Source organism: Rossellomorea sp. QJM3NY_18 (genome assembly GCF_056173145.1).
In genome coordinates this window covers 4,219,821-4,245,474 of the sequence record NZ_CM149659.1, presented here as the reverse complement: position 1 = coordinate 4,245,474, position 25,654 = coordinate 4,219,821, and the positions used below count along the sequence as shown (strand labels likewise).

26 protein-coding genes are annotated in these 25,654 nt (G+C 42.1%); 21 read left to right on the top strand and 5 right to left on the bottom strand.

Annotated elements, in window-relative coordinates:
- Positions 1 to 14 precede the first annotated feature (14 nt).
- Genes essC through essA form a run of 3 tightly spaced genes read left to right on the top strand, consistent with a single transcriptional unit; the run spans position 15 to position 7,937 of the window.
- Positions 15 to 4,472 (top strand): type VII secretion protein EssC, encoded by a 4,458-nt coding sequence (gene essC, locus AC0VXY_RS21780; protein ID WP_475526528.1) that lies wholly within the window; start codon positions 15 to 17, stop codon positions 4,470 to 4,472.
- Complete coding sequence (gene esaA, locus AC0VXY_RS21775; protein ID WP_475526527.1) at positions 4,469 to 7,465, top strand: type VII secretion protein EsaA; 2,997 nt, start codon at positions 4,469 to 4,471, stop codon at positions 7,463 to 7,465. Before essC ends, esaA begins: the two co-directional genes overlap by 4 nt.
- Entirely contained in the window at positions 7,455 to 7,937 is a 483-nt protein-coding gene (essA, locus tag AC0VXY_RS21770; RefSeq protein WP_475526526.1) for a type VII secretion protein EssA, read from the top strand. Before esaA ends, essA begins: the two co-directional genes overlap by 11 nt.
- A gap of 206 nt (positions 7,938 to 8,143) precedes the next feature.
- On the opposite strand, the gene AC0VXY_RS21765 is transcribed toward essA, so the two are convergent.
- Both AC0VXY_RS21765 and AC0VXY_RS21760 read right to left on the bottom strand, forming a co-directional pair.
- A complete protein-coding gene (locus AC0VXY_RS21765; RefSeq protein ID WP_475526525.1) occupies positions 8,144 to 8,545 on the bottom strand; it encodes a carboxymuconolactone decarboxylase family protein in 402 nt (133 codons plus the stop codon).
- A gap of 106 nt (positions 8,546 to 8,651) precedes the next feature.
- Entirely contained in the window at positions 8,652 to 9,527 is an 876-nt protein-coding gene (locus AC0VXY_RS21760) for a LysR family transcriptional regulator (protein WP_475526524.1), read from the bottom strand.
- A gap of 181 nt (positions 9,528 to 9,708) precedes the next feature.
- Here AC0VXY_RS21760 and AC0VXY_RS21755 point away from each other — a divergent pair, with 181 nt between their 5' ends.
- The 18 genes from AC0VXY_RS21755 (at position 9,709) to gvpU (ending at position 21,445) form a co-directional block, all read left to right on the top strand.
- Positions 9,709 to 10,995 carry a GntP family permease gene (locus tag AC0VXY_RS21755; protein ID WP_475526523.1) on the top strand — a complete coding sequence of 429 codons (1,287 nt, stop codon included), beginning with the start codon at positions 9,709 to 9,711 and terminating at the stop codon, positions 10,993 to 10,995.
- A 20-nt stretch (positions 10,996 to 11,015) separates the two neighbouring features.
- Complete coding sequence (locus tag AC0VXY_RS21750; RefSeq protein ID WP_435988881.1) at positions 11,016 to 11,792, top strand: 3-hydroxybutyrate dehydrogenase; 777 nt, start codon at positions 11,016 to 11,018, stop codon at positions 11,790 to 11,792.
- A gap of 544 nt (positions 11,793 to 12,336) precedes the next feature.
- A complete protein-coding gene (locus AC0VXY_RS21745) occupies positions 12,337 to 13,515 on the top strand; it encodes an Alp7A family actin-like protein (RefSeq protein WP_475526522.1) in 1,179 nt (392 codons plus the stop codon).
- A gap of 9 nt (positions 13,516 to 13,524) precedes the next feature.
- Positions 13,525 to 14,118 carry a hypothetical protein gene (locus tag AC0VXY_RS21740; protein WP_435988883.1) on the top strand — a complete coding sequence of 198 codons (594 nt, stop codon included), beginning with the start codon at positions 13,525 to 13,527 and terminating at the stop codon, positions 14,116 to 14,118.
- A 362-nt stretch (positions 14,119 to 14,480) separates the two neighbouring features.
- Entirely contained in the window at positions 14,481 to 14,741 is a 261-nt protein-coding gene (gene gvpA / locus AC0VXY_RS21735) for a gas vesicle structural protein GvpA (RefSeq protein WP_435988884.1), read from the top strand.
- A 51-nt stretch (positions 14,742 to 14,792) separates the two neighbouring features.
- Positions 14,793 to 15,284 (top strand): GvpT/GvpP family gas vesicle accessory protein, encoded by a 492-nt coding sequence (gene gvpT, locus AC0VXY_RS21730; protein ID WP_435988885.1) that lies wholly within the window; start codon positions 14,793 to 14,795, stop codon positions 15,282 to 15,284.
- A gap of 24 nt (positions 15,285 to 15,308) precedes the next feature.
- Positions 15,309 to 15,782 (top strand): gas vesicle protein GvpQ, encoded by a 474-nt coding sequence (gene gvpQ / locus AC0VXY_RS21725; RefSeq protein WP_475526521.1) that lies wholly within the window; start codon positions 15,309 to 15,311, stop codon positions 15,780 to 15,782.
- A gap of 21 nt (positions 15,783 to 15,803) precedes the next feature.
- Entirely contained in the window at positions 15,804 to 16,064 is a 261-nt protein-coding gene (gvpJ, locus tag AC0VXY_RS21720; RefSeq protein WP_034764908.1) for a gas vesicle protein GvpJ, read from the top strand.
- A gap of 80 nt (positions 16,065 to 16,144) precedes the next feature.
- Positions 16,145 to 16,411, top strand: coding sequence for a gas vesicle protein GvpO (gvpO, locus tag AC0VXY_RS21715; protein ID WP_034764910.1), 267 nt, complete (start codon positions 16,145 to 16,147; stop codon positions 16,409 to 16,411).
- 29 nt (positions 16,412 to 16,440) lie between these two features.
- Complete coding sequence (gvpN, locus tag AC0VXY_RS21710; RefSeq protein ID WP_435988887.1) at positions 16,441 to 17,364, top strand: gas vesicle protein GvpN; 924 nt, start codon at positions 16,441 to 16,443, stop codon at positions 17,362 to 17,364.
- A 14-nt stretch (positions 17,365 to 17,378) separates the two neighbouring features.
- On the top strand, positions 17,379 to 18,143 hold the full coding sequence (locus AC0VXY_RS21705; RefSeq protein ID WP_435988888.1) for a GvpL/GvpF family gas vesicle protein: 765 nt from the start codon (positions 17,379 to 17,381) through the stop codon (positions 18,141 to 18,143).
- Positions 18,143 to 18,403 (top strand): gas vesicle protein GvpG, encoded by a 261-nt coding sequence (locus AC0VXY_RS21700; protein WP_435988889.1) that lies wholly within the window; start codon positions 18,143 to 18,145, stop codon positions 18,401 to 18,403. The genes AC0VXY_RS21705 and AC0VXY_RS21700 overlap by 1 nt, the downstream gene beginning before the upstream one ends.
- A 4-nt stretch (positions 18,404 to 18,407) precedes the next feature.
- Positions 18,408 to 19,214, top strand: coding sequence for a GvpL/GvpF family gas vesicle protein (locus tag AC0VXY_RS21695; protein WP_435988890.1), 807 nt, complete (start codon positions 18,408 to 18,410; stop codon positions 19,212 to 19,214).
- 23 nt (positions 19,215 to 19,237) lie between these two features.
- The gene (locus AC0VXY_RS21690; protein WP_435988891.1) at positions 19,238 to 19,513 is read left to right on the top strand and encodes a gas vesicle protein; all 276 of its coding nucleotides are present in this window, start codon (positions 19,238 to 19,240) and stop codon (positions 19,511 to 19,513) included.
- Positions 19,479 to 19,763 (top strand): gas vesicle protein K, encoded by a 285-nt coding sequence (locus AC0VXY_RS21685; protein ID WP_034764925.1) that lies wholly within the window; start codon positions 19,479 to 19,481, stop codon positions 19,761 to 19,763. The genes AC0VXY_RS21690 and AC0VXY_RS21685 overlap by 35 nt, the downstream gene beginning before the upstream one ends.
- Positions 19,764 to 19,785: 22 nt before the next feature.
- Positions 19,786 to 20,118 (top strand): gas vesicle protein, encoded by a 333-nt coding sequence (locus tag AC0VXY_RS21680; protein WP_475527912.1) that lies wholly within the window; start codon positions 19,786 to 19,788, stop codon positions 20,116 to 20,118.
- Positions 20,119 to 20,133: 15 nt separating this feature from the next.
- Positions 20,134 to 21,024, top strand: a complete 891-nt coding sequence (gvpT, locus tag AC0VXY_RS21675) for a GvpT/GvpP family gas vesicle accessory protein (protein WP_475526520.1) — start codon at positions 20,134 to 20,136, stop codon at positions 21,022 to 21,024.
- Positions 21,025 to 21,043: 19 nt separating this feature from the next.
- Entirely contained in the window at positions 21,044 to 21,445 is a 402-nt protein-coding gene (gene gvpU / locus AC0VXY_RS21670; protein WP_435988893.1) for a gas vesicle accessory protein GvpU, read from the top strand.
- Between the two features lie 149 nt (positions 21,446 to 21,594).
- On the opposite strand, the gene AC0VXY_RS21665 is transcribed toward gvpU, so the two are convergent.
- The 3 genes from AC0VXY_RS21665 to AC0VXY_RS21655 all read right to left on the bottom strand — a co-directional run bounded on the left by AC0VXY_RS21665 (position 21,595) and on the right by AC0VXY_RS21655 (position 25,422).
- A complete protein-coding gene (locus AC0VXY_RS21665) occupies positions 21,595 to 22,950 on the bottom strand; it encodes a GntP family permease (protein ID WP_435988894.1) in 1,356 nt (451 codons plus the stop codon).
- A gap of 14 nt (positions 22,951 to 22,964) precedes the next feature.
- Positions 22,965 to 24,101, bottom strand: a complete 1,137-nt coding sequence (locus AC0VXY_RS21660; RefSeq protein WP_475526519.1) for a glycerate kinase family protein — start codon at positions 24,099 to 24,101, stop codon at positions 22,965 to 22,967.
- Between the two features lie 130 nt (positions 24,102 to 24,231).
- Entirely contained in the window at positions 24,232 to 25,422 is a 1,191-nt protein-coding gene (locus AC0VXY_RS21655) for a CdaR family transcriptional regulator (protein WP_475526518.1), read from the bottom strand.
- Positions 25,423 to 25,654 lie beyond the last annotated feature (232 nt).

Sequence of the window (25,654 nt, the reverse complement as noted above, 5' to 3'; positions counted from 1 at the left end):
AGGGGGGTGAACACATGTATGCCCTATGGGTTTTTCACGACCATTATTATCAAACAATCCTTTTGAAGGATGAAAACAAAAAAATTACACTAGGTCCCCATATAGAAGATACGATCACTATTTTATCCTTGCCATCAGCTATTGAAATAGAGTATTCCGGATCAACATTCCATCTTCATCACGAAGGGGAGGAAGGAAGCATCCTTGAACCAGGCAGTGATCATTGCGTTCGGCTTGAGGATAATGAGCTGCATATCATCATCACTTCATTCAAACCAAAGGCTGAAATCTATTATATAGGACATAAAGAAGAAATCAGGATGTCGACGATGGAACCTGAAGCAACGATTCATCATCCATACGGGAACAGGGAAGCAAGCTGCTTCTGGTATAAGGATTCCGATGGTGGATGGATAGTGGAATCAGGTGATTCTTCTTCTCTCTATCTAAATGGTCACCTGGTTACAGGAAAACAGAAGCTCCAAACAGGTGACATTCTATTTACTGCTTTCTTATCCGTTACCCTGTTAGAGGATGATTTAATCGAGATACATAGTATTGAAGACTATCAGACTTCGTTGGTGGAGACTGTGAGACCGTTGTCCGAGATGCAGAAGAAATATCCCAATTACCGCCGTACCCCGAGGATGGTTTACGATCTGCCGGATGAAAAAGTTCAATTGTCCTTTCCGAGTCAGGAATCAAGTGATACAAACCGGAGTCTGTGGTTAATTATCCTTCCTCCACTCATGATGCTGATCGTCATGGGAATTGTAGCCATTGTAATCCCGAGGGGGATATTCATCATCATCTCGATGGTCATGTTCACCACCACCCTTGTAACATCGACCGTCCAGTTCTTCAAAGATAAAAGCAGCAAGAAGAAATCTCAGGAACGCAGAAAACGCATCTATACTCAATATTTAGAGAATAAAAGGGAAGAGCTTCAATCCCTTGCGGAGAGACAATCTGACGTCCTTCAATTTCATTTCCCTTCTTTTGAAAGGATGAAATATCTTACAGAGCAACTATCGGACAGGCTCTGGGAGAGAACGATCGAAAGTCCCGACTTCCTGCAGTTCCGGTTGGGCAGGGGGAAGTTACCTGCCAGTTACAGTATTTCGGTGAATTCTTCCGATATGTCCAATCGTGAAATGGATGAGCTATTGGAGGAGTCACAGAAGTTAGAAGAGGCCTATCGGGAAATCGAACAATTACCGGTAACTGCCGATCTTCATAAAGGGGCAATTGGTCTGATTGGGAAAGAATCCGTCTACAAAAACGAGATTCACCAGCTTATCGGCCAATTGACGTTCTTTCATAGTTACCATGATGTACGATTCATCTCCATCTTTCATGAAGAAGAGTATAAGGATTGGGAGTGGATGAAATGGTTACCCCACTTTCAATTACCGCAGTCCTTTGCAAAAGGGTTTATTTACAATGAGAAAACGAGGGATCAAATCCTCTCCTCCATTTATGAAATCCTGCGTGAAAGAGATATAGATGAAGATTCAGAAAAGGTAAGATATGCTCCTCATTTCGTCTTTGTCATCACGAATCATCAGCTTATTTCTGACCATGTGATCCTTGAATACCTGGAAGGGGAGTATGGACACTTGGGGATGTCTGTCATATTCGCGGCAGAGGCAAAAGAAAGCCTATCAGATAATGTTCACACCCTTGTCCGTTATATTAATGACAACGAAGGGGATATCCTGATTCAAGATAAAAAAGCCGTAAAGATCCCTTTCACTATGGATGGGTATGAGCATGATGGAAATGAGAAATATGCCAGAACCCTGCGAACCCTCAACCATCAGATCGGGATGACCAACTCGATCCCTGCAAGCGTGTCTTTCCTCGACATGCTCAGGGTAAGGGATGTGGATCAACTGCCGATTGAAGAAAATTGGCTATCGAGAGAATCAGCTAAGTCGCTGGCTGTGCCTGTAGGCTTAAAAGGTAAGGAAGATATAGTTGAACTTAACTTGCATGAAAAGGCACACGGACCTCACGGATTACTTGCAGGAACGACCGGATCAGGTAAGAGTGAATTCCTGCAGACATATATTCTATCGTTAGCGGTTCACTTCCATCCCCATGAAGTAGCGTTTCTGTTAATCGATTATAAGGGCGGCGGAATGGCTCAACCGTTCAAGAACATCCCTCACTTATTAGGGACGATCACCAACATCGAGGGAAGTAAGAACTTCAGTACCAGGGCGCTTGCCTCCATTAAGAGTGAGTTGAAACGGAGACAGCGCTTATTCGACCGTTATGAAGTGAATCATATTAACGACTACACCCGCCTCTACAAACAAGGGAAAACGGAAGAGCCCCTTCCTCATTTATTCCTGATCTCGGATGAGTTTGCGGAATTAAAGAGTGAAGAGCCGGAGTTTATCAAAGAATTGGTCAGTGCAGCCCGTATCGGTCGTAGCCTGGGGGTTCATCTTATTCTGGCCACCCAGAAGCCGGGCGGTGTCATAGACAATCAAATCTGGAGTAATGCCCGTTTCAGAGTAGCATTGAAAGTGCAAAACACAGAGGACAGCCGTGAAATCCTCAAAAACGGGGATGCTGCTTCCCTGACGGTGACAGGAAGGGGATACCTGCAGGTTGGAAACAATGAGGTGTATGACTTATTCCAATCAGCCTGGAGCGGTGCCCCTTACCAGGAGGAGTCCTTTGAAGCAGAAGATGAAGTGGCGATCGTCACGGATCTCGGACTCATTCCTTTATCAGAAGTATCGACAAATCCCGGCAGTCAAAAAGACATGACCAGTGAAATTGACGCTGTAGTCGATCGGATAGAAGCGTTACAGAATCAAATGGACTTGAAAAAGTTATCCAGTCCTTGGCTCCCTCCATTGTCCAATCGGATTTACAGAACAGGATTCGCCCAGACTGAGGAGAATAAAATCCTCCTCTCGATGGTGGATGAACCGGAGAAACAGAGCCAAACCCCTTATCATTATGAGGTGATTGAGGATGGAAATGTCGGTATCTTCGGTTCATCCGGGTACGGGAAGACCCAAACGCTCATTACGTTATTAATGGGTATGGCTACACAGTTTACCCCGGAAGAGATCCATTATTATCTTCTCGACTTCGGGAATGGCGGATTGCTGCCACTGAAGCAACTGCCTCATACGGCAGATTACTTCCTGATTGATGAGGAGAGGAAAATAGAGAAGTTCATTGGGATTTTAGACGATGAACTGGCACGCAGAAAACAACTGTTCCAAAAACAAGAGGTCAGTTCAATCAAAATGTATAACACTGTAAGTGAAGATAAACTTCCTCTTTTATTCGTGACCATTGATAATTTTGATCTGGTCAAAGAAGAAATGCAGGAGCTTGAAACGCAGATCAATCAGTTTGCTAGGGACGGCCAATCGCTTGGAGTATATATGTATTTTACAGCTACACGAGTAAATTCTGTACGACAGTCGTTGATGAATAATCTCAAAACGAAAATTGTCCACTATTTAATGGACAGTTCAGAGGCTTATACGATGTTAGGGAGGTTACCTTTTTCCCCGGAAGCCATTCCGGGAAGGGCCATCGTTAAGAAAGACACGGCTTACTTCTCCCAAGTCTTCCTTCCTACTGAAGGGAAGGATGATTATGAACAGCTGAATCTGTTGAAAGAAGATATTCAGTTATTAAAAGAGAAATATAAAGGCTTGTCTTCACCTAAACCGGTGCCGATGCTGCCGACAGAACTGACCATGGTCAACTTCACCCAGTACACGGATTCAGGAAGGAAAGCTGGCCTGCTGCCGATCGGGCTGGATGAAGAGACGGTTGAACCAGTGTATGTGAACTTCAAGAAAACAAAGCATTGCCTCGTATTGGGACAGGCACAAAAAGGGAAAACGAATGTGTTGAAAGTATTAGCCAACACAGCACTCCTACAGGACAGTGAACATATAGCGATCTTCGACTCCATAGACAGGGGATTATCGAATTTGATGAGGGAAGAAAAGGTTGTATATATGGAAAACAAAGAGCATATTTCCATGTGGCTTAACAGAGTGGAGGAGTTATTCAGTTCAAGAGAAGAGCAATATAACTTATCCATTCAAAAGGGAAGCACTCTCCCATCCTTCTCTCCTGTAATGTTGATCGTGGACGGGTATGCAAGATTCCTGCAAAATCTGGATCCCCTTCTCCAGGACAAAATTGTGAAGTGCATGAAAAATTTTAGTCATTTAGGCTTCTGTGTGATCGTTTCAGGAAACAACAGTGAGTTAACGAAAGGCTACGATACATTGACGGTTGAAATGAAGCAAATTCGACAAGCGCTTGTATTGATGAAAAAATCTGAACAAACTCTATTCACTCTCAGCTATGACCGAAGAGAGCCGGAAATCCAGCCTGGTTTTGGTTATTATATTGAGAATGGAAAAGAAATAAAAATTCAAATACCACTTATGGTAACGGAAAGGAAAGTACACGCATGACAGAGAAGGTAAGCCTGTTCAAACTTTTATTAGCGGTCATGATGATTCTTGCAACTCCTCTTCTATTCTTCCGTTCAGTAGGTGAAAACCCGCTGAAGGTAAAAGAAAACGCCACTAAAGCCATTGCCATTGTGAACGAAGATGCAGGGACAGAAGTAGATGGGGATCCCTTGTCATTTGGTGGGGATGTGACGTCCATACTAGAGGATCAATCATCCTTTGAATGGACAGTCGTTGGCAGAAGTGCAGGAGAAAACGGTCTTCAAAGTTCAAAATATGACGCAGTGGTCTATATACCTTCGGACTTCTCTGACAAAGTCATGACATATGATGAAGAAAGACCGGAAAAGACAAACTTGAATTTTAAAGTCCAAAGCCAACTGAATGCCGTAAATAAGGAAAAGGTCCAGCTGGAAATCGAAAAAGCCACCAAAAGGGTCAATCATAAAATGTCCTCCCTTTATTGGAACTATGTATCAGCGGATATGGAGAATATCCGGGCAGAATTCGATGAAATTTTACAAAAAGAACAGACGTTCCAAGAAACGATGCTGGCATTCTATAAACCTAGCTCAAAGGATCTCGCTGGCCAGATCGAACAGCAGACATCGATGCTATCAAACCTTCAAAACTCGATCCAGCAGGCGGACAGTCGGGCACCGGAGCAGCAAAATTCACTTGAATCCTTTGAACAAAGCCTTTCAAGCTTCGTAGAATATGTGAATCAGTATAGAGAATACCAAGATAAACAAAAGCAGTTATTAGCGGATATCCAGTCTCAATCCGTACAGATGATCAACGAATCAACTGAAAATCAGCAGCCGCGTTACTTAAAGTCCAAATCACTCTTCTCAGAACAAAGTGAGGCTTTAACGGCAGGTTTGACCCAGTTGAATAACAATATAGATACAAACCAAGAGGTATTTACTGACCTCCAGCAGCGCAGGTTTGAAGAAGTAGGCAGACAAGTGGAAGACTTCTATTCTTTTCAGGAAAGAGTGTTGAATTTCTATCAGCAATTACAGGACACAACGACGCTGAATAACCTGCAAGGAAATATCTTTGAACTTAATAATAAGTTGGCTGAAGGAGATGGGGAGATCTTCAATCCACCTGCCCCACCTGAAATTCCAGAGCCGCCAAAAGATGGAGAGGATCCCGAACCTCAACAGGTCGTCATTTCCTCACAGGAAGGTGAGCCCGAGCCAGGAGAACCAAATGATCCTCCTCCTGCACCACCGAATTTAGAACCGGAAATAGCGGAACTGACGGCCATTTCAACAGAAATTGATACGTTGAAAGAAACACTGACTAAATTAACAGTACCAACACTTAAAGACATAACGGATGCTGTGACCACTATTCATACGATCAATGATCGCATCTCGAAGGTCAGAACGCAGTTGGAAGAGAAAAAGAATAGCTCTGAAAACCCTCTTCAAGCTGAAGTGGATAGACTAAAGGCAGAAGTATCAAGACTTCTTAAAGATAATCAAACATTGATTGATAAAATCGATGAACTGACCAAACAGGTTAAAACTCTTACAACCGAAAATCAAGAACTCAAAGATCAAGTAAAGACATTGACAGAGACAAATGAAGTTCTCTTAAACCAATTGGAGATGTTCTCAGACAACATTTCGAATATCGTTGCCGAAATTGAGGATAAAGAGAGTTCAATCCTGAACTCGGCCGCTTTATCGGAAAATAGAAGAAACACTTTATATGGCTATTTTTCCCGAGGGATTAATAACTATAAGCTTATGGATCTTCTACAGTACTATTCTTACCTCGATCGGTATGAAGCGACTCTAAATGGAATGTTAACGGAGAATGGAGTGAAAGCGGCCGTTCTTCAGGATGAAGAGCTTAAAAATGAGGTCAATGAGATATTGAAAGTGAGTCAGACTGAACAAGCGGAGTGGAAACAATTAAATACAGGGTTGCCGACTACTGAGGATGCCCTTATCACACTTCAAGACTCATACACTGTATTTGCTGCTGAATACAATCAAACCATAGATGATCAGCAATCACAGGTTACAGAGAGCCTGAATGCGATTAATCAAGAAGCAACAAATGTATTAAATCGAATCCAGCAACCTGAACAAGCTGCTCCAACGCCTGTCACAGGAGCAGCAGGCCCTGATTTAGTAGGGAATCAAAAGCAAATCGGAAGTGAAATCAAGTCTATCCATTCCTTCCTGGATACAGTGAGTGAAAGTCAAAATACAATCGTTTCCTATACGAACGAGCTTCAATCAAATGTGTCCAATGTTCAAAGTGATGCAGATACCTTGAATAATAAGTGGGCAACGAATGTAGCTTCCACTCAATTAATCCGTGATGATGTATTCAGCGTCCTTGGGAATGCGTTCGTTGACGGGCAATCCAATGGGTATGTATATGATTTCTTAACAAATCCTTTAAATGTAAAGGGTGATGTTCCGGAAGAGAAGAGTGCGAGCGTTCTTCCACCGGTCGTTATTTTGTTTATCATCTTGTTATCCAGCTTGCTTATCGGATATACAAGTTATTACTTTCAAAATGCCCCTCTTTGGATTCAAGGAGTCATTTTTCTTCTCCTGAATCTAATTGTCGGATTTGTGATCAGCTTGTACGGTCTGGACATCTATCCGTTGGTGGAATCCCGTTCAGTCGAGTGGACGATCTTTACGATTCTCCTTTTATTGGCTGCATCTGGACTGGTCAGAGTGGCTTTTGTGGCACATCGTTTAGTGGGCTGGTTTGTTTCTGTGGGACTCATCACCCTGTTTGTGACACCACTATTAGCCTTGACTACGCCGAATTTCAATTTTAAAGATCCGATGTCTACTGTGTATATGTCGATTCAATACGGCACGGAGTCACTTTTCAATCAAGCGGTCATCGTTTTGGGATTGGTCGTGATCGGCCTTGCCGTCTTACAGGTATTGTTGAATAAACGATCCATCAAACAAACCGACGAGACAACAGAAGCTTATGAGGGGTAAAATCCTTTTGCTCCTGACCTCCATCGTCAGTGTAATGATGACGTTCGGTTCACCTATTTTTGCAGGTACAAGCATAAATGAATTGATTCCAAACGACTATCAGGAAAATAAGTTCAAAAAAAATAGTGACCTCATCCATGATCAGTCATCAACAAACCAGAAGATCCGAATTCCCGATGAACAGAAGAACCTGACCTTTGAAGGGCGTCCAAGCAACGGATTGAACGAGTTGAAAGATAAAATTTTCTACAATGAAGAAAAAGATACCAATACAATAAAAGCAAAAGCTGTAAATCTAAAACTTTTTAGTCAATCCGAATCGGCACGATTAGGTGGATTGGAAGAAGACAGTCAATCCTCTTCTTCCCTTTCTCTTTTGATTGCTGTATTTGTAGGGATTTGTGTATTACTTCTCATCATGGTTATTATCATCTGGAATAGAACGGCTCAAAGAAAACAGGGATTGAAATAATAAGAAGAGGTGCCCAGCGAAATATGGGCCCCTCTTCCTTTATTAGTTATAAGTCTCATTCACCACCCTATATAAATGCACAGAAGCCCCTTAATTTCGTCATATCCACCTTGCTAAGGGGTAAGGTTGGTATTAGAAGTGAAAGGCCTAATAAAGCAATCTAGACGAAAAGAGACCTGACAATTCATTCAGGTCTCTTTTTTAGATCAGTGTTTATCTTCATGACGGATAGCGAATACTTTTTTCGCCACCGTTAAGGCATTAAGAACGCGTGGGAACCCTGTATATGGGATTAAATGAGTGATGCTCTCGACGATTTCTTCCTCCGTAAGCCCTGCTGTGAGTCCAGTGTTGATATGGAGCTCAAGCTGAGGCTCCGTTCCTTGTGTCACAAGGGAGGAAATGGTGACGAGGGCGCGTTGCTTATTCGTCAATCCTTTTCGGGAATATATTTCACCATAGGCAAATTCAATGATGTATTTTGCCACATCGGGAGCGATATCTTCCAGTGCTTCAGAGATTTTGAGATGAGTGGCGATTTCTTTGTTATCGTTCAGTGTGTATTCCATCAGTTTATCCAATCCGTGTTGATATCTGTCTTGATTCATCTTCCATTCCTCCTGTCTAAGTTGCTACAGGAATACTATAACGCTGAAAGTATATATGCGTAAAATACATATAATTTATCGGTAGTATGCAAAAAAGTTATATGTTTTATCGATCATCCAGCATTTTCTTGAACTCACGAACAGCAAAAGATTCATATCGTCCTTTTTTCGTGATGATCCCTAAGTTCCAGGGAACGACTGGGTTTACGATGCGAATGGATTTGACGACTCCCTGGTCCACTTTTTTAGAAATGGATTGAGGGAAGATGGAAATGCCAAGATTTTGCCCGATCATTTCACCTATGAAATCCCACTGTGAACTCTCATAGGCGACCTTAGGATAAAATCCCGCTTTTCTGCACTCCTCAATGATTTTGTCATGCAGGGCAAAGTCTTCACTGAAGAGGATGAAGTCCTCGTCATGTAATTCGTTCATTTCCACCGAATCTTTTTCCGCCAATGGGTGAGAGTGATGAACAAATAGCATATGTTTCTCGGAAACGAAGGGGACGACATCAAACTGCTCTTCATCCATCGGTAAGACGACCACACCAAGGTCCAGCCTCCCATCCCTCACTTCTTCCTCCACTTTATTGGCACCATACTCGTTCAGCTGTATCTGGATGTCCGGATATAATGTGTTAAATTCCTTTATGATGCTTGGAAAAAATAAAAAACCAATCAAAGGCGGGATCCCGATTTTGATTTTCCCTTTCTTTAAGTTCATTAAGTCATACAGATGAGTCGATAAGTGATCAAGAGATTCAAGGATAACCTGTCCCTGTTCATAAACGATTTCGCCCGCTTCCGTCAATTCGATTTGCCGTGCGGACCGGTCGATCAGTTCCATGTCCAGTTCATCTTCCAGACTCCGTACCATCTTACTGAGGGTGGGCTGGGATAGATGAAGAACGTTTGAAGCCTTCGTAAAACTTTTGAATTTGGCCACTTCATTAAAGTAGGTAAGCTGTCGAATATCCAATGGTTTCTCTCCTTTTCAATCTATAACTTTTTTGCATGATAAGTATAGTTTTAATTCATTTTACTTATTAATAGGAGAAGAGTAAAATTTCTTACGTCAAAATAATTACTGTTTAAACGATTGAAGAGTAGTGCGAATGCGTGCACTCTCTTTTTGTTTTCTTTAGAAGGGTGGAAAGAAGTTGTTTAGTATTTTAATAGGATTGGTGCTATTGATGGTCTTCGCTTACCTGGGGTGGTCCATTATATGGATTGCACCGATCGTCGCAGGCATTGTCGCGCTGATGAGCGGTATGGATCTGATGGAAACGTACACCGACACTTATATGTCGGGATTCGTGAATTTCGCCAAGCAATGGTTTCCGATTTTCTTACTGGGAGCCGTTTTCGGGAAGCTAATGGAAGATACAGGGGCAGCAAAATCTGTCGCTTATCAGATCACGAAGATGATTGGGGAGAAGCGAGCCATTCTTGGGGTGCTGGTCGCTTCGGCCGTACTGACTTATGGAGGCGTGAGTCTCTTCGTCGTTGTGTTCGCCATCTATCCCATCGCTCTGGCATTATTCAGAAACGCGGATATCTCAAGAAAGCTGATTGCACCGACGATTGTACTGGGGGCATTTACGTTCACTATGACGGCTGTTCCGGGAACACCGCAAATACAGAACTTGATCCCGATGAAGACGTTCCACACGACACCAATGGCAGGTTCATGGATGGGAATTGTATCCTCAATCATCATGGCTGTCGGGGGATACCTGTGGCTCGTTGGCAGGCAGAAGAAAATGGCTGCAAGCGGGGATACCTTTAAGGAAATCAGTCAAGCAGGGGCAGGGTCCGATGAAGAGCAACAAACTTTACCGAATTGGATCGTCTCTTTGCTGCCATTACTTTTGGTTGTCTTGTTATTGAACGGTATCAAATTGGACGCCATTCCTTCTTTACTGGCAGGGATTGTTCTGATTCTCCTTATTAATGTGAGCAGGTATAAGAAATTCATTCCTTCTATTAATGAGGGGGCAAAGGGCTCTGTGATGGCCATTATCAATACCAGTGCCGCAGTAGGATTCGGTGCAGTCGTGACGAGTGTACCTGACTTTGACCGCATCACGGATCTAGTATTAGGAATTTCGTCAAATCCCTTGATCTCTGAGTCATTGATCGTACAGATCCTTGCCATGATCACCGGTTCTGCTTCAGGTGGAATGGGAATTGCCATGCAGGCACTGGGCGACACCTATTACCAACTGTCTCAATCGACGGGAATCAGTCCGGAAGCATTTCATCGCATGGCTTCCATTGCTTCCGGGGCATCGATTCTGCCTCATAACGGAGCATTATTGACGCTTCTGGCGGTTACGAATGTAACGCATAAAGACTGTTATAAAGATGTGTTTATTGTCGGTCTTGTGATCCCTACCATTGCCGTCATAGCAGGGATCATCATGGCAAGTATAGGATTAATATAAAATTAAAGGAGTGTTTTGAAATGGTAGAAAATAAAGTGGTTTTAATTACGGGTTCAGCAAGCGGCATCGGCTTTGAGTTAGGGAAATCCTATGCTGAAAAAGGAAGTAAAGTGGTACTGACAGATTTGAACGAAGAGGGAGTTAAAGCAGCTGCTGATAAACTTAAAGCTCTTGGATATGAAGCAATTGGACTTAAAGCTGACGTAACGAGTGAAGAAGATATCAAGAATATGATCGACACAGCCCAAAAACAATATGGACGCATCGATGTACTCGTGAACAATGCGGGATTACAACATGTGTCTCCAATTGAAGAGTTCCCGACAGCGAAGTTTGAACTTATGATCAAGATCATGCTTACCGCCCCTTTCATAGCCATCAAACATGTTCTGCCTATCATGAAAGAACAGAAGTTTGGCCGTATCATTAATGTTTCTTCCATTAATGGCTTAGTGGGCTTTGCTGGAAAAGCTGCCTACAACAGTGCGAAACACGGCGTGATCGGATTGACGAAAGTGGCGGCTCTGGAGTCGGCTCCTTTCGGGATCACGGTGAATTCTATTTGTCCTGGTTATGTTGACACACCACTCGTAAGAGGACAATTAAAAGATATTGCCACTACGCGCAACGTTCCTTTAGAAAAAGTACTGGAAGAGGTCATCTATCCGTTAGTCCCTCAAAAACGCTTGCTCGATGTCAGTGAAATTGCCGATTACGCAATGTTCCTGTCCAGCGATCAAGCGAAGAGTGTAACGGGACAAGCGGTCGTCATCGACGGCGGATATACCGCACAATAAATAGTTTCATTCTTTATAAGACTTCGGCGTATTAAATGCTGAAGTCTTTTTTTATCCTTTTATCGAGTCGTTAGACGACATTTCTGTTTTCAACACAAACGTTCTTCCACCGACATTTTTATCCCTAGCCACTTTCTGAATCAATTTTATCCCAGGACATCTTTTTTCACTCTTCAATTTCTATCTGCTTAAAATGTAATAAAAAGGTAGTTTTCTAGTTTCGTAGTGTAGTAGAAAGAGCACGATTTGAAGTAAGAATATGTAAAATTCACTGAGTTTACAAATTTGTATACATGTAAACAAAAACGTATACAAATGTATACAAATATGTACACATGTACACAAACAAGTACACATGTTGTTATTAAGGTATGTGTACAATTAATGTATACAACGATACAAAAGTGTATACAACTCAACGCTCTCTCGCTTATCATATTCGATAGAAAAGTAGGATTGACCGAAGACGAGAAATTGTATACTCTGAGAGTAAGAGTGGAAATGTTTTGACAAATTCTTACTCATGAATGAAAGGATGATTTTAATGACGAATTCTCGCATTGCAGCCATTGATGTTGGTAATGATTCTTTAAAAGGTATGTTTGGGAAAATGGACGCTGAGGTGAATATCCCGAACGTCATCGCAAGGGATGTTGAAGACCGTCCTATCATCGGTATCGAGGAGCTGGATACACAAGACCCGCTAGACGGCATACATATCCGTGTCCACTCCCCTGCCCTGAAAGACAATAATGCAATTTATCGTGTCGGTAATCTTGCGACCAAGAGCAATAACTCGACTGAACTGGATCCAGGCAGCAGTAAATCAGAAGAAGATCAAACATTAGTCATGCTGTTTGCTTCTATCGCACTGGATGCAGCGCGTCACGGATCAGATTTTAAAAAGAATAATAATGTAATAGAAGCAAACTACACGCTGGGAACAGGTCTTCCCCTGCGTGAAGTAAAAGAAGGAAAAGATGTTGGATACCGTTCAAGATTATTAGGTTCGGTTCACCAGGTCGAATTCCTTGTTACTCCGCGCTATCAAGGCATCAAAGTAAATATTAAATTTGATGAAGTGAAGGTGTATCCTGAAGGATTCGCTGCTTTTATCAACCTTGTGATGGATAATAATTCAAATATCATCAACAAGGATTTGATTGATAAGCGTATCTTGATACAGGATATTGGTGGATTATCAACAGATATCGCGGTCATCAAAGATCGTAAAGTAGACGATGATAAAGCTCAAGGGTTTAACCTGGGTGTATCTGAATCGCTTGAATTGATTCGTGAGGAGATCCGTTCGAAGCATGGTATTGAGCTTGACAGCCGTCGTGATGTGGTCGAAATCATCACGAAGAAAAATGACCGCAATCATATTATGGTAAAAGGTAGTCGTACAAGCGTACACGATATCGTAGACCGCATCATGCTTGAACTGGCTAAGAAGCAGTACCGCCATCTTCGCAATATGTGGCAAAAGAATTCCCAAACGGAAATCTGCTACTTCATCGGTGGAGGGTCTAGTGTCCTGAAAGAATATATCAAGACGCTTAACAACAATCTTGATGGGTACAATATCGACTTCTTTGAAGATGAGAAGGAAAGTATCTGGATGATGGCCAATGCTTACTACAAGCTGATTGCCGACTTCTCAAGAAAAACACAAAAGCAACAAGCCCCGAAAGAAGAACAAAAATTAGCGAAAACCAAATAGGGTGATGGTATGACTGAAAAAGGGATGTCGAGGGGACAGCCGATCACATTTCGGATCCCTTCAGATACACCTGACCACGTTTTAAAACATTTACAAAAGCTCAAAGAAAAAGAAAAACGGAATTTCTCCAGTAAAATTGCAGAGCTTGTCCTAAACGGGGTAAATGATACGATTTCCAAACAGCGGGAAGCGATTACGATTCCACTTCCGAAGGGTCTGGACAAGTCCCAACGTGACTGGCTTAAGCATGAACACTCAGAAGCGCTGCTTGGAAGCATCGTATACCAGTTGCTTTCAAACCCGGTACGGACTGCCTCCCTTCTTGCTTCTTTGAGCAGTAATTCATTGGATATCGATGAAGCACTTTATCTTCAGGAAGAATCGGCAGCAAGTCACGATACCGGAAGAGAGTGGTCCCTTGATCAAGTGATGGATGATATCCCTGAAGAAGTAGTGGATGAACGTTCGTACTCAACAGATGAAGAACTGGACAACTTCGACTGGGACAATGCCATGAAACCCAAGGAAACCGTCAATGAGGAACCTAAAGAAGAGTCAATGGATGATCTGTTAGGAGACTTCCTTGCCCAAATGAATAAATAACAAGAACCTGGAGTGTGGCCCTTTGGCCTATCGCTTCAGGTTCTTTTTGGTTCTATATCCCCTATCGCTTCTAAGCATATTCACCCTTTAAATTCAACCACCTATTATAGTTGGAAACTGTAACCGATTTGTCTTATTTGAATTATTATTTCCACAAAAACTCCACAAATGCATATGCCTCTAAGGGAAAATTGTTACAGCCTGTTACAACCGGTTTAAAACATGTATAAAAAATGGCAGTTTACTTCAAATAATTCCCACCACATGGTTTAACAGGGGCGGAAATCGAGGTAAACACCGATTAAACAGAATAAAATTTTTGCACACAGTCATTGGCTACACCAAATAAGAGGAGAGATTCGATGAGTATTCAAAAAAGTAATGATAGCTCAAGTCTCGCAGAAGTAATTGATAGAATCCTGGATAAAGGAATAGTCATTGATGCATTTGCCAGAGTTTCCTTGGTAGGAATTGAAATTCTTACAATAGAAGCAAGAGTCGTCATTGCAAGTGTAGATACATGGCTACGATATGCAGAGGCAGTTGGGCTCTTAAGAGACGATGTTCAAGAAGAGGGCTTAGCGAAACAGGAAAATGAAAGAGGAACAGCATTTAGCGTTTAAACAAGTAAGTAACATATAGTTTTACTATTTTTTCTAGAAAAGAGGATGGATATGGCAGAAACAAAAAGCAGTCAACAAGTGGAAGAAACGAAAAATACTGAAGGAAACGAAGAACAAACAACTGAAAACAGACAATCCATGAATTACGCGATTATAGGTGGAGTAGTCGGAGCGGGTCTCGGATTGCTTACAAATCCGGGTACAGGAAAGAAAATGGTGGACAGTTTAGGGAAATCAGAAGTGATGAAAGCTGCAAGTAAAGAATTGCGAAGGTCAGCACAGGAATTCCTGACAGAGCAGGCCATCATCACCCTTAGACAATCCGCTACCGGATATATGAGCAGGCTCGAAGGTGGTTTGCTGTCACCTAAGAAGAAAAAAGAAGAGGCGTCGGAGAACACTGATGCCAAAGCTGAACAGAATGAAGGTTCTTCCAATCAATCAGAAGAATTAGAAGGTATCAAAGAAGAAAACAAGAATTTGAATGAGCGTTTAGAACGTATCGAGGAAATGCTGAACAGCCTGGTGGATTCTAAGAAATAATCGCATCCCTGAAGGGGGCATTACATGAGTAAGCCTGTAAAAAAAGCAGTTGGGAAGATGGCTAAAAAAGCATACGACCATGCTCCAGAACCAGTGAAAGATAAAGTGAAAGATACGTTGAAAGACAAAGCGAAAGAAACATTTGTAAACAGTGTGGAAAGTGGTATTCAATCAAAAGCAAACGAAGCATCAGCGAAATTAGAGAATGCAAAAGAGAAAAACGCCGAAAATGTTCATAACAAAGCAGAAGAAGCAAAAGAAAAAGTACAGGATGTCCTGCTTTCCGTACGAGAAAAGTTAGGAAACGCAAAGGAAGCAGGAGAAGAGTTTCAAAAGAAAGTCTCTTCAACGAATGATAAACAAACAAAAATCAAAGGCGTGGGAAATATTAAGGGAGCAAGTGACATAAAGAGTTCCTTTAATATCAAGAGTTCGACTGAAATCAAAAGTTCGGAAAACATTAAATCATCAAAAGACATTAAGACAATCTGTTCATAAACACTGGAAGGAGAATAACAATTGGCTATTCAAAAGAGTAATAACAGTTCGAGTTTAGCAGAAGTCATCGACCGTATTCTGGACAAAGGGATCGTCATTGACGCATTTGCAAGAGTATCCGTCGTTGGAATTGAAATATTGACAGTTGAAGCAAGGGTCGTCATCGCAAGCGTTGATACATGGTTGCGTTATGCAGAGGCAGTAGGCCTCTTACGGGATGACGTCGAAGAAAACGGACTTGCTACACAGCAGAATGAAAGAAGCTCCCAGTTCAGCATCTAAATGGAGTACCACTAAAAGAATAAAAGTATGAAGGGGGCCATTATTGGCACCCTCCCCTTCATCTAAAGTAGGAGGCAGCTATGGTAATCAAAGAAATCATGAATAGTGTGACGGATTTCTTCAATGAACATGTAGCTCCGGTCCATAAGATCACGTCAGTGGAACTGACAGAAGATGAAGGCTGGAAGTTGCAAGTCGAAGTGATTGAAGAAAAAGAATATATGAAGAAATATGCGAAAGACGAAATGCTTGGAACATATGATGTTCTACTTAATAAAGAAAAGGAAGTCACGTCATTTAAACGACGGGATATCCGTTACAGAAGTGCCATTGGTCAGGAAATGTAGTGGCTCTAGCGAGTAGGAGGGAATTGTAAGTGACGGTCTTAACAAAACGGATCAAAAAGGATAGCAGGGCATTAATACAAGATGATGAAACGAAAGAATTGCTTTCGCGCTCATTGCAATATCTAAAAGCTGGATATCCTGTGCATTTTACAGGCCCTTCTGGAGCCGGAAAAACGTCTCTTGCACTCGCACTGGCGAAGAAGAGAAAAAGACCGGTTATGCTCATGCACGGAAACCACGAACTGAATAATAAAGACTTAATTGGTGATTTTACTGGTTATACAAGTAAAAAGGTCGTCGATCAATATGTACGATCCGTTTACAAAAAGGACGAAAGCGTCACAGAGACATGGAGAGACGGTCGATTACTGGAAGCCGTCAAGAATGGTTATACCCTTGTATACGATGAATTTACACGATCACAGCCGACGACAAATAATATCTTCCTATCCATTTTGGAAGAAGGAATCATTCCGTTGTATGGTTCGAAGCTCACAGAACCCTTTATTAGAGTACATCCGGAATTTGCCATCATATTTACTAGTAATCCTGCAGAGTATGCAGGGGTTTATCAAACACAGGATGCTCTACTGGATAGGTTAATCACCATTAACGTAGATTACAAGGGAGCAGAACAAGAAGCGAAGATTGTATCAGAAAAAGCTAACCTGGTTATGGGTGAAGCTAGAGCGATTACTACACTAATCTCAACATTACGCGATCAATGTACAAACGAAATGAACGGACCGAGCTTGCGTGCTTCCTTGATGATTGCAAGACTCGCCATTGAATCAGACATTCCCATAGACGGTAAGGATACAGATTTTCAACGTCTATGTATTGATATAGCAGCACATAGTATAAGTCGATGTATCGACGGGGAAAACTCACAAGAAAAAGCAGAACAATTGATTATAGATGCATGTAAACGTATGAAGGTATCTGAGGAATAAAGGAGAGTATTATAATGAGCCAGGAAGAAATGGGAATTTATATATTTTGTGCCATCCAAACCAATGAAGACGATCAATTTGGTTCGATTGAAATAGAAGGCCAAGAACGCGAGACGTTCACGATCAGATATAAGGACGCAGCTATGGTAGCGGCAGAAGTGCCCATGAAAATTTATCATCCCAAGAAGCAGAATTTACTGATGCACCAGGGAGCTGTATCCCGGGTTATGGAACAAAAGGATACGGTCATCCCGATCAGCTTCGGAAATGTCTTTAAATCAACAGACGATGTGGAGGCACTGCTTGAAAACCTTTATCCACAGTTCGAAACTCTTTTCCCGGCCATTAAGGGAAAAATCGAGCTGGGCTTAAAGGTTATCGGTAAAAAGGAATGGCTTGAAGCCATGGTAAAGGATAACCCTCAGGTAGAAAAAATGGCCACAGCCGTTAAAGGCAAATCAGAATCGGCAGCGTATTATGACCGGATTCAGCTTGGCGGAATGGCTCAGAAGTTATTTGCTTCCCTCCAAAGTGAGATTAAGGAAGAAGTGTATGCACCTCTTGAGGAAGCGGCAGTATCGGCAAAGGCCAACGAACCTTCAAGTGAAAAAATGCTTCTTAACGCTTCTTTCTTAATCGACCGGGATCAGGAAGAGTTGTTCGATCAAAAAGTCAATGAAGCACATGAAAAGTGGAAGGATAAGGTCGAATTTAATTACAGCGGCCCTTGGCCGGCATACAACTTTGTCAACATACGATTGAAGGTTGAGGAAGGCTGATGATTCATAAATTGGGGAGTGCACCAATTAATTTAGTCATAAAAGTCGCTGAAAAGATCAAAGAAGAGGCAGACAAAGAATTGTACGACCTTCCTACCATTCAACAAAAATTGATTCAGCTTCAGATGATGTATGAATTAGGAGAAATTCCTGAGGAGGCATTCCAGGAAAAAGAAGATGAGCTCTTAACAAGGTATGAAATTGCGAAACAGATGGAAATGGAACAATGGGAAGAATTAACGAAAAAGAAACAAGGGTGATCAGATGAGCGATTTACTTTATTTATACGGCTTAATTCCGACAAAAGAAGCAAATAAAGAAAACCTGCCCTCCATGAAAGGATTCGATGGAGAAAGTGAGCTGTACTCGATTGAAATCGGAGAAGTGACAGCCATAGTTTGTGATTTACCATCAAGTGAATACTCTGAAGAAACCATTAAGGACAAAGTCGATAACGACATGGATTGGCTTCAGGAAAAGGCATTTCATCATCACGAAACGGTATTGATGGTTTCAAAGTTGTATACCATCATCCCCTTGAAGTTCTGTACATTATACAAAAATGAGGATAGCCTCAAGTCCTCGATAGAAGGCAATCGAAACAAGCTCGAGGCGACCTTTGAACAGCTGGATGGCAACGAAGAGTGGAACGTCAAGATCTACTGTGACGATAAGCTGCTGAAAGAACAAGTAAGTGAAAACAATCCATCCATCGAAGCCAAAAGGAAAGAAATCAGCGAGTTACCAAAGGGCAGGCAGTTCTTTGAAAAGAAAAAAATCGATCAGCTGATTGATCGGGAACTAGAAAATGAAAAGAACCGACTTTGTGAAGAGGTTCATGAAAAGCTGAAAGAACATTCCCTGCATGGGAATATCAAAAAAAATTGGAGTAAGGATGTCACAGGCCGACAGGAACATATGGCCTGGAACAGTGTATTTCTCCTTCCTGCATCCAAAGTAGATGAATTTGTTGAAGAAATAAAGCAATACGAAGAAGAACTGGGACACGCAGGTTGGAAAATTGAAGCATCCGGCCCTTGGCCACCTTATCATTTTTCTAGTTTTTCTTAATCACAAAATAAGGAATGAGAAATATGACAGTCAGAGAATCGATCGAAAACAAAGATATAGCCCTTATAGATATTTTAGATGTCATTCTCGACAAAGGTGTGGCGATAAAGGGAGATTTGATTATATCCATTGCAGGTGTCGACCTCGTGTATCTGGATTTGCGAGTGCTGATCTCCTCAGTTGAGACATTGGTGCAACACAAGCAGGGAACGCGCAAAACGGTAACATCCGATCATTTCGATAAAGAAAGGGAGGGATTGATTCATGCAACAGGCCAGCGGGACAAATGGGCGAATTAATTTCGACCCTGAAAAAGCAGAACAAGGATTGGCACAGCTTGTATTAACTGTTGTAGAACTATTAAGGCAAATCGTCGAGAGACATGCGATGCGCCGTGTAGAAGGCGGCACGTTAACAGATGAACAAGTGGAGAATCTAGGCATTGCCCTAATGAACTTAGAAGAAAAGATGGAAGAGTTGAAAGAGGTATTTGGTCTTGATGCAGAAGACTTGAATATAGATCTTGGTCCTTTAGGGAGCTTAATGTAATGCCGAATAAGGAGGTTACATGATGGGTATGGAGCATCCGGTACAATCCAACACAATCGTGGATGTATTAGAAAAGATTTTAGATAAAGGAGTTGTCGTGGCAGGAGATATTACGGTGGGAATCGCCGATGTCGAGCTGCTTACGATAAAGATCCGCTTAATCGTTGCTTCTGTAGATAAAGCAAAAGAAATAGGCATGGACTGGTGGGAAAATGATCCCTATCTCAGTTCCAAAGCCGCAGATAACAACACGAAAGCACTTGAAGAGGAAAATAAGAAATTACAGGACCGACTGGAATCACTTGAAAAGAAATTGGATACAAACCGTCTTAATACGGCGGAAACAACTAACTAAATGGAGGTTTTACCGATGGCAGAAAAAAATAATAAGCAAAACACAACAGTTGAGAATCAAGAACAGGAAAAGAATTCAACAAATGAGAATAAGGCAAGAAGAAGCGGCCCTATCAAAAGAACCGTGGCAGGAAGTCTGTTGGGAGCAACTGTAGGATATCTGGCAACACCTGAAAATGGAAAGAAACTTCTGGATCGTATCGATCAGGAGAAAATCAAAAGCAAAAGCCTGGACTTCGGGAATGCAGCAAAGGAAAAATCCAGAAAAGCCGCTGTCTCGTTAAAATCGTCAACAGCTAACCTGTTCAAGCGTGATAAAGAGGAAGAAGCTTCTGAAGACACGGAAACGGCCGTTAACTCAACAGAAACGAACAGTCAAGAAGAAGAGTCTAGCCAGGACTATGATGCCCTTAAACAGGAAAATGAAGAACTTCAGACTCGCTTACAGCAATTAGAAGAGAAAATGAATCAAATTGCCGGAGCAGGTGAAGATGAAAGCGATGAAGAGGAAGACGAAGACGAGGATGAAGAAGAAAAAGAAGAAGAAAAAGAAAAAGAAGAAGACGAAGAAACTTCTTCAAGTAAGAAATCTTCTAAAAAGTCTAAAGAAGAAGCGTCTGATGAAGATGAAGAAAATGTAGAAGACAAAGAAACTGATGAAGATGAAAACGCAGAAGACGAAGAAACTGATGAAGATGAACAAGATGATAGCAAAGAAGAGGAAGAAGCTTCCAGCAAGAAGAAATCAAACGGCAAATCTGGTTCAAAGGGAAAGAAGCGTTCTACTCGCAAGTCTTCAGCTAAAAGTAAAAAATCTGCAAAAAAAGATGATGATAAAGACGAAGATCAAGACAAAGATCAAGACGAAGATACAACAATCTCTACCGAAGATGATACTGTAGCTTAACAATAAAGGAGATGTGAAAATGAGTGTAGAATCAGGTACAGGGAAGGATAGCATCTTAGAATTTTTTGTACAGGCATCAAACAAGCATGATTTTTCATTAGACATCACGTTAAACGTCAAAGGAGCTGTCGTAACAGGTACCCTCGTCTCCGCAAAGGAATACTTCGATTCATTGAGTGAAACCTTTGAGGATGGCAGTGATGTAGCTCAGAAGCTGAGTGAGGAGCTTGCGAGAGCCGGAGAATCTGTAGAAGAAAATCAAAGTGCTGAAGCTCACTTTATTCATTTGAAGAACACAAAGGTGTATTGTGGCGACAGCAAGCCGACCCCTTCGAAAGGGAAGATCATGTGGCGTGGGAAAATAAGTGAAGTCGATGGATTCTTCTTGGGTAAAATAGCAGAATCGAAAAGTAGTAAATAATACAAAAAAGCAGCCAGATACAGTTACTGGTTGCTTTTTTGTATTTTCAATCCCTCGACAAGGAATTATTTCCCGGGGAGGATTTACCGGATTCGACAAAAATCTCCTTTCCGGTAATCAAAGGAAAGGAGATTTTGTTATGATCCCGGTTACACAAGGATGACCCAAAGAAGTAAGGTGAAAACAAGAGCCGTTAAACCTTGAACCAGTGTAGCTGCAGTTTGCGCCTTATACGCATCTGTGACTTTCATCCCGCTGAATTGTGTTACAACCCAGAAATAACTGTCATTGACATGACTCACTGTCATGGCCCCTGCACCAATGGCCATGACCACTAAAGCAAGAGGCACGGCTCCATCAATCCCCATCTGTGGCAGTAATGGAGCAATCAAGGAGGAAGTAATGACGAGCGCCGCGGTTGAAGAGCCCTGAGCCGATTTTAATAGTGCCGCGACAACAAATGGTATGAGAAGGACGAGGGCACCGGAAAGCAAACCTCCGTCTGCGATTCCTTGAATCAATTCTGCAACAGGAGTCGCCTTGATAACGGAACCGAATGCTCCTCCTGCGCCTGTGATTAATAGAATATTGGTTGCATCTTTCATCCCTTGAGTGACCCAGCCGTTCAGGGTTTCTTCATTCCACTTCGGCATGAGGGCAAAGGCAGCCAGGACTCCGATGAGTAAAGCGACAACAGGAGAACCGATGAATAAGAGGACCTCTGCTGCTCCGCCTTCCCATTGAAAGAAGCTGACGATTGAACCTGCACCAATCAAGAGGATGGGAAGTACAATCGGAGCAAAGGATTTGAAAGTTGAAGGAAGTTCCCCGAAGGATTTGACGATCTCATCATAATCCAAATCCAGTTCTTCTTCCCCTTCGATTTTAATTTTACTTGCGACTTTGATGGCCCAAAGATACCCTGCTAGAATCGTAGGAATGGCTACAATCATCCCGATTAAAATAATGGTTCCTAAGTAGTCGCTGGCACCGATGTTCCCGGCTGCTGCGATGGGACCCGGAGTGGGCGGAACCAGCGTATGGGTGGCATATAGCCCTGTTGCAAGTGCAACGGACATGGAAGCTAAAGCTACTTTTGCACGCTTTGCCAACGCTTTTTTCAAGCTTGAGAGAATGACGTATCCGGAGTCGCAGAAGACGGGGATGCTCACGATTGCGCCAATAAGGGACATAGCCAATTGTGGCCTCTTTTCCCCCACTAAACGAAGAACCACTTCTGCCATCCTGAGAGCGGCACCGGATTTCTCTAAAATAGTCCCGATTATGGTACCCGCTACGATAACGATACCAATATACCCCATTAATCCTCCGAACCCACCGTTGACTGCTTCTACGACGGTATTCAGTGGCAGTCCTGCAAAGATACCGACCAAGAACGCAGCAAACAATAACGATAGAAAAGGCTGAAGCTTCAATTTAGCCGTTGTGAAAATGATGAACCCTACCCCTAATACAATGACCGTAAATAACCAAATTCCTGACATAAGATTTTCCCCCTTTATCTTTCTCCCTTTGTTACGTGTAAAATTCGTGCGATGTTCCTTGTTTCATGGTAAAGCAGTTCTTCTGCCCGGCTGATGCTCTCAGCAAGAGTCATTGGGCCAATGGCAATGGAATGACAACTGGTAAAGTCTTCGTATAAATGTTGAAACCCTTCTCCTAAGCTCCCGGCAACAAGAGATACCGGCGTATGATGCTGTTTAGCAATGGATGCTACATAAGAAGGGAGTTTACCAAACAGTGTTTGATAATCGCTTTGTCCTTCACCGGTAAGAACCCAATCTGCCTTCTGAATCGCAGCTGAAAGATCGGAAGCTTCAGCCACCAGTTTAGCGCCTGATTGAATTTTGCCGTTTAAATGAAGGAAGGAAAAGCCGAGTCCTCCGGCAGCACCTGCACCATTTGTGTCCTTGAAATCGCTCCCATTTACTCCTTTAAGCAACTGACTGTAGTGAAGCAATTGCTGATCGAGCTCTTTCACCTGTCGTTTTGTGGCCCCTTTTTGAGGGCCAAATACAGATGAGGCGCCTTTCTCACCGCATAAAGGGTTTTCCACATCTGAAGCAATATGAAAGGTACAGTCGTTTACTAGAGGGTGAAGGGTACTCCAATCCACACTGGAGATGAGTCCTAAATCTCTTCCAAAGGACCCCAAAGTATGACCTTGTTCATCAAGGAAGGTAACACCGAGAGCTTGAAGCATTCCGAACCCGCCATCATTCGTCGAGCTCCCGCCAAGTGCAATAATGAAACTTCGAAAGCCTTCTTCCATGGCTGAAGCAATGACTTCCCCAATGCCATACGACGTAGTGTGGTAGGGATTCCGTTTTTCAATGGGCACCATTGGTAACCCTGAAATGGAAGCTATTTCAATAACAGCTGTCTTTTGATCTCCTAACACACCGTACTCTGTGGAAACTTTTTCTCCTAAGGGACCGGTTGCGATCGTTTTTACTTTTTTCCCTCCCGTTGCGTAAATTAAGGTCTCGAGCGTTCCTTCGCCACCATCGGCCATGGGGATGACGTTTGTTTGAAAGCTTGAGGATTCATCCTTAAAGGCTTTTTCCATAATAGTTCCGACCTCGAGTGAGCTTAAACTTCCTTTAAATGAATCGGGGGCAATAAGAATATTCATAGCGACTCCTTTTTCAGAAAATATAATCTATTTACTCATTTAATCAATTTTAGTAAGCGGTTACAATGTAAATTCACCTAAACATTTCTTTATAAATAGAAAAAAGATTGTGCATATGCACAATCATATTTCACGCCTCTTTATTCATCTCTTGAATAAGCAATATAAACCGAAGTAAGATGGCATCATCAAATTGCCGCGGGTTGAGACCTGTCAGTTCTTGGACACTTTCAAGTCTGTAAAGGAGTGTGTTGCGGTGGATATGTAATGAGATAGCCGTTTCTTTCATGTTTAATTGGCAGTCAAACAACCGCTGGAGGGTATATCGCAGGGAGGCACTCAGATGAATGGTGCGCTCATGATATCGGTTCATGAATTCCTTCCGAATCTCAATGGGTATTTGCTTGATGAAATCCATAATACCCCAATCCTGAATATGAACATAGTCAGTGAACTGTGGGAAGCTCTCCTGTAATTCAAGACAGTTTTGTGCCTCCACATAAGATTTTCTATATCCTTTGACTCCTGAATAGCCATTGCCGACAGCCATCTTCACCTTGAAATGCTTCTCCTGTAGATGTTGATGCAAACGCTTGGCCAAGTGGCATGCTTCTTCCTTAGTGGGACAAATACTTGATGGGACACCGAGGACGCAGTGGGAGTCAGTGATAAAGGATTGAAACTGTACCTTTGGTAATTGAAGCTTCATTCTTCTTAAAATCTCTTCTTTGACCATTGATAAAGGGAGGTTGGTTGTAGAGTGAGTGGATATGTCATCAAACTGAATCAAAAAAACTTGAACATTCTGGCTTGTTTCAAGATGTAAGTAGTGATGAGCAAATGATTCATTTTTTCTTTCATCAAAATAATGGGGGTGAACTAAATCCAGTAACCAATTATCCATGAGTGTTTTTTTATGTTGCAATTGACTATGGAAATGGACCTGTTGAAGCATCACTTCCACTGTGACTTTTACGATTTTCACGAACTGTTCCAATTCCGCGGGAGACCCTGTTACGCCGACAACTCCAATCATTTCCCCGAGAAACTCAATAGGGAGGTTGATGCCTTCTTTAGAACCATGATACCTGTCTGAATCATGCTCAGAAATAATCAATGGTCTTTTTTGTTTGAGCACAAATAGAGCTCCTTCATGAACGTGATTCATCCGTGTAGCATCTGTTGTGGCAACAATGACACCCGACTCGTTCATGATATTGATATTGTAGTGTACGATGGTTTTTAATTTTGCGATGATTGGATAGGCTAATTCTTCTGTAATATGCATATGGAACACTCCGTTCATTTGACCTGCCTTCATTCTAGCATATGTTTTCTTTCTGCATAATTCGGGTAAAGAATACTATACAAAGGAGGTTACCTTCATGAAACGTTTAATGGGAAGACTGATCAAATGGGGACCTATTATTTACCCGATTTATAAGAAGTATCGGAATAAAAGAAGACATAAGAAATCGATGACATATTAAGAGGGCAGCCTGCATGGGCTGTTTTTTTTATGTCTTTTAGCACAAATAAAAAACCCCTGGAAT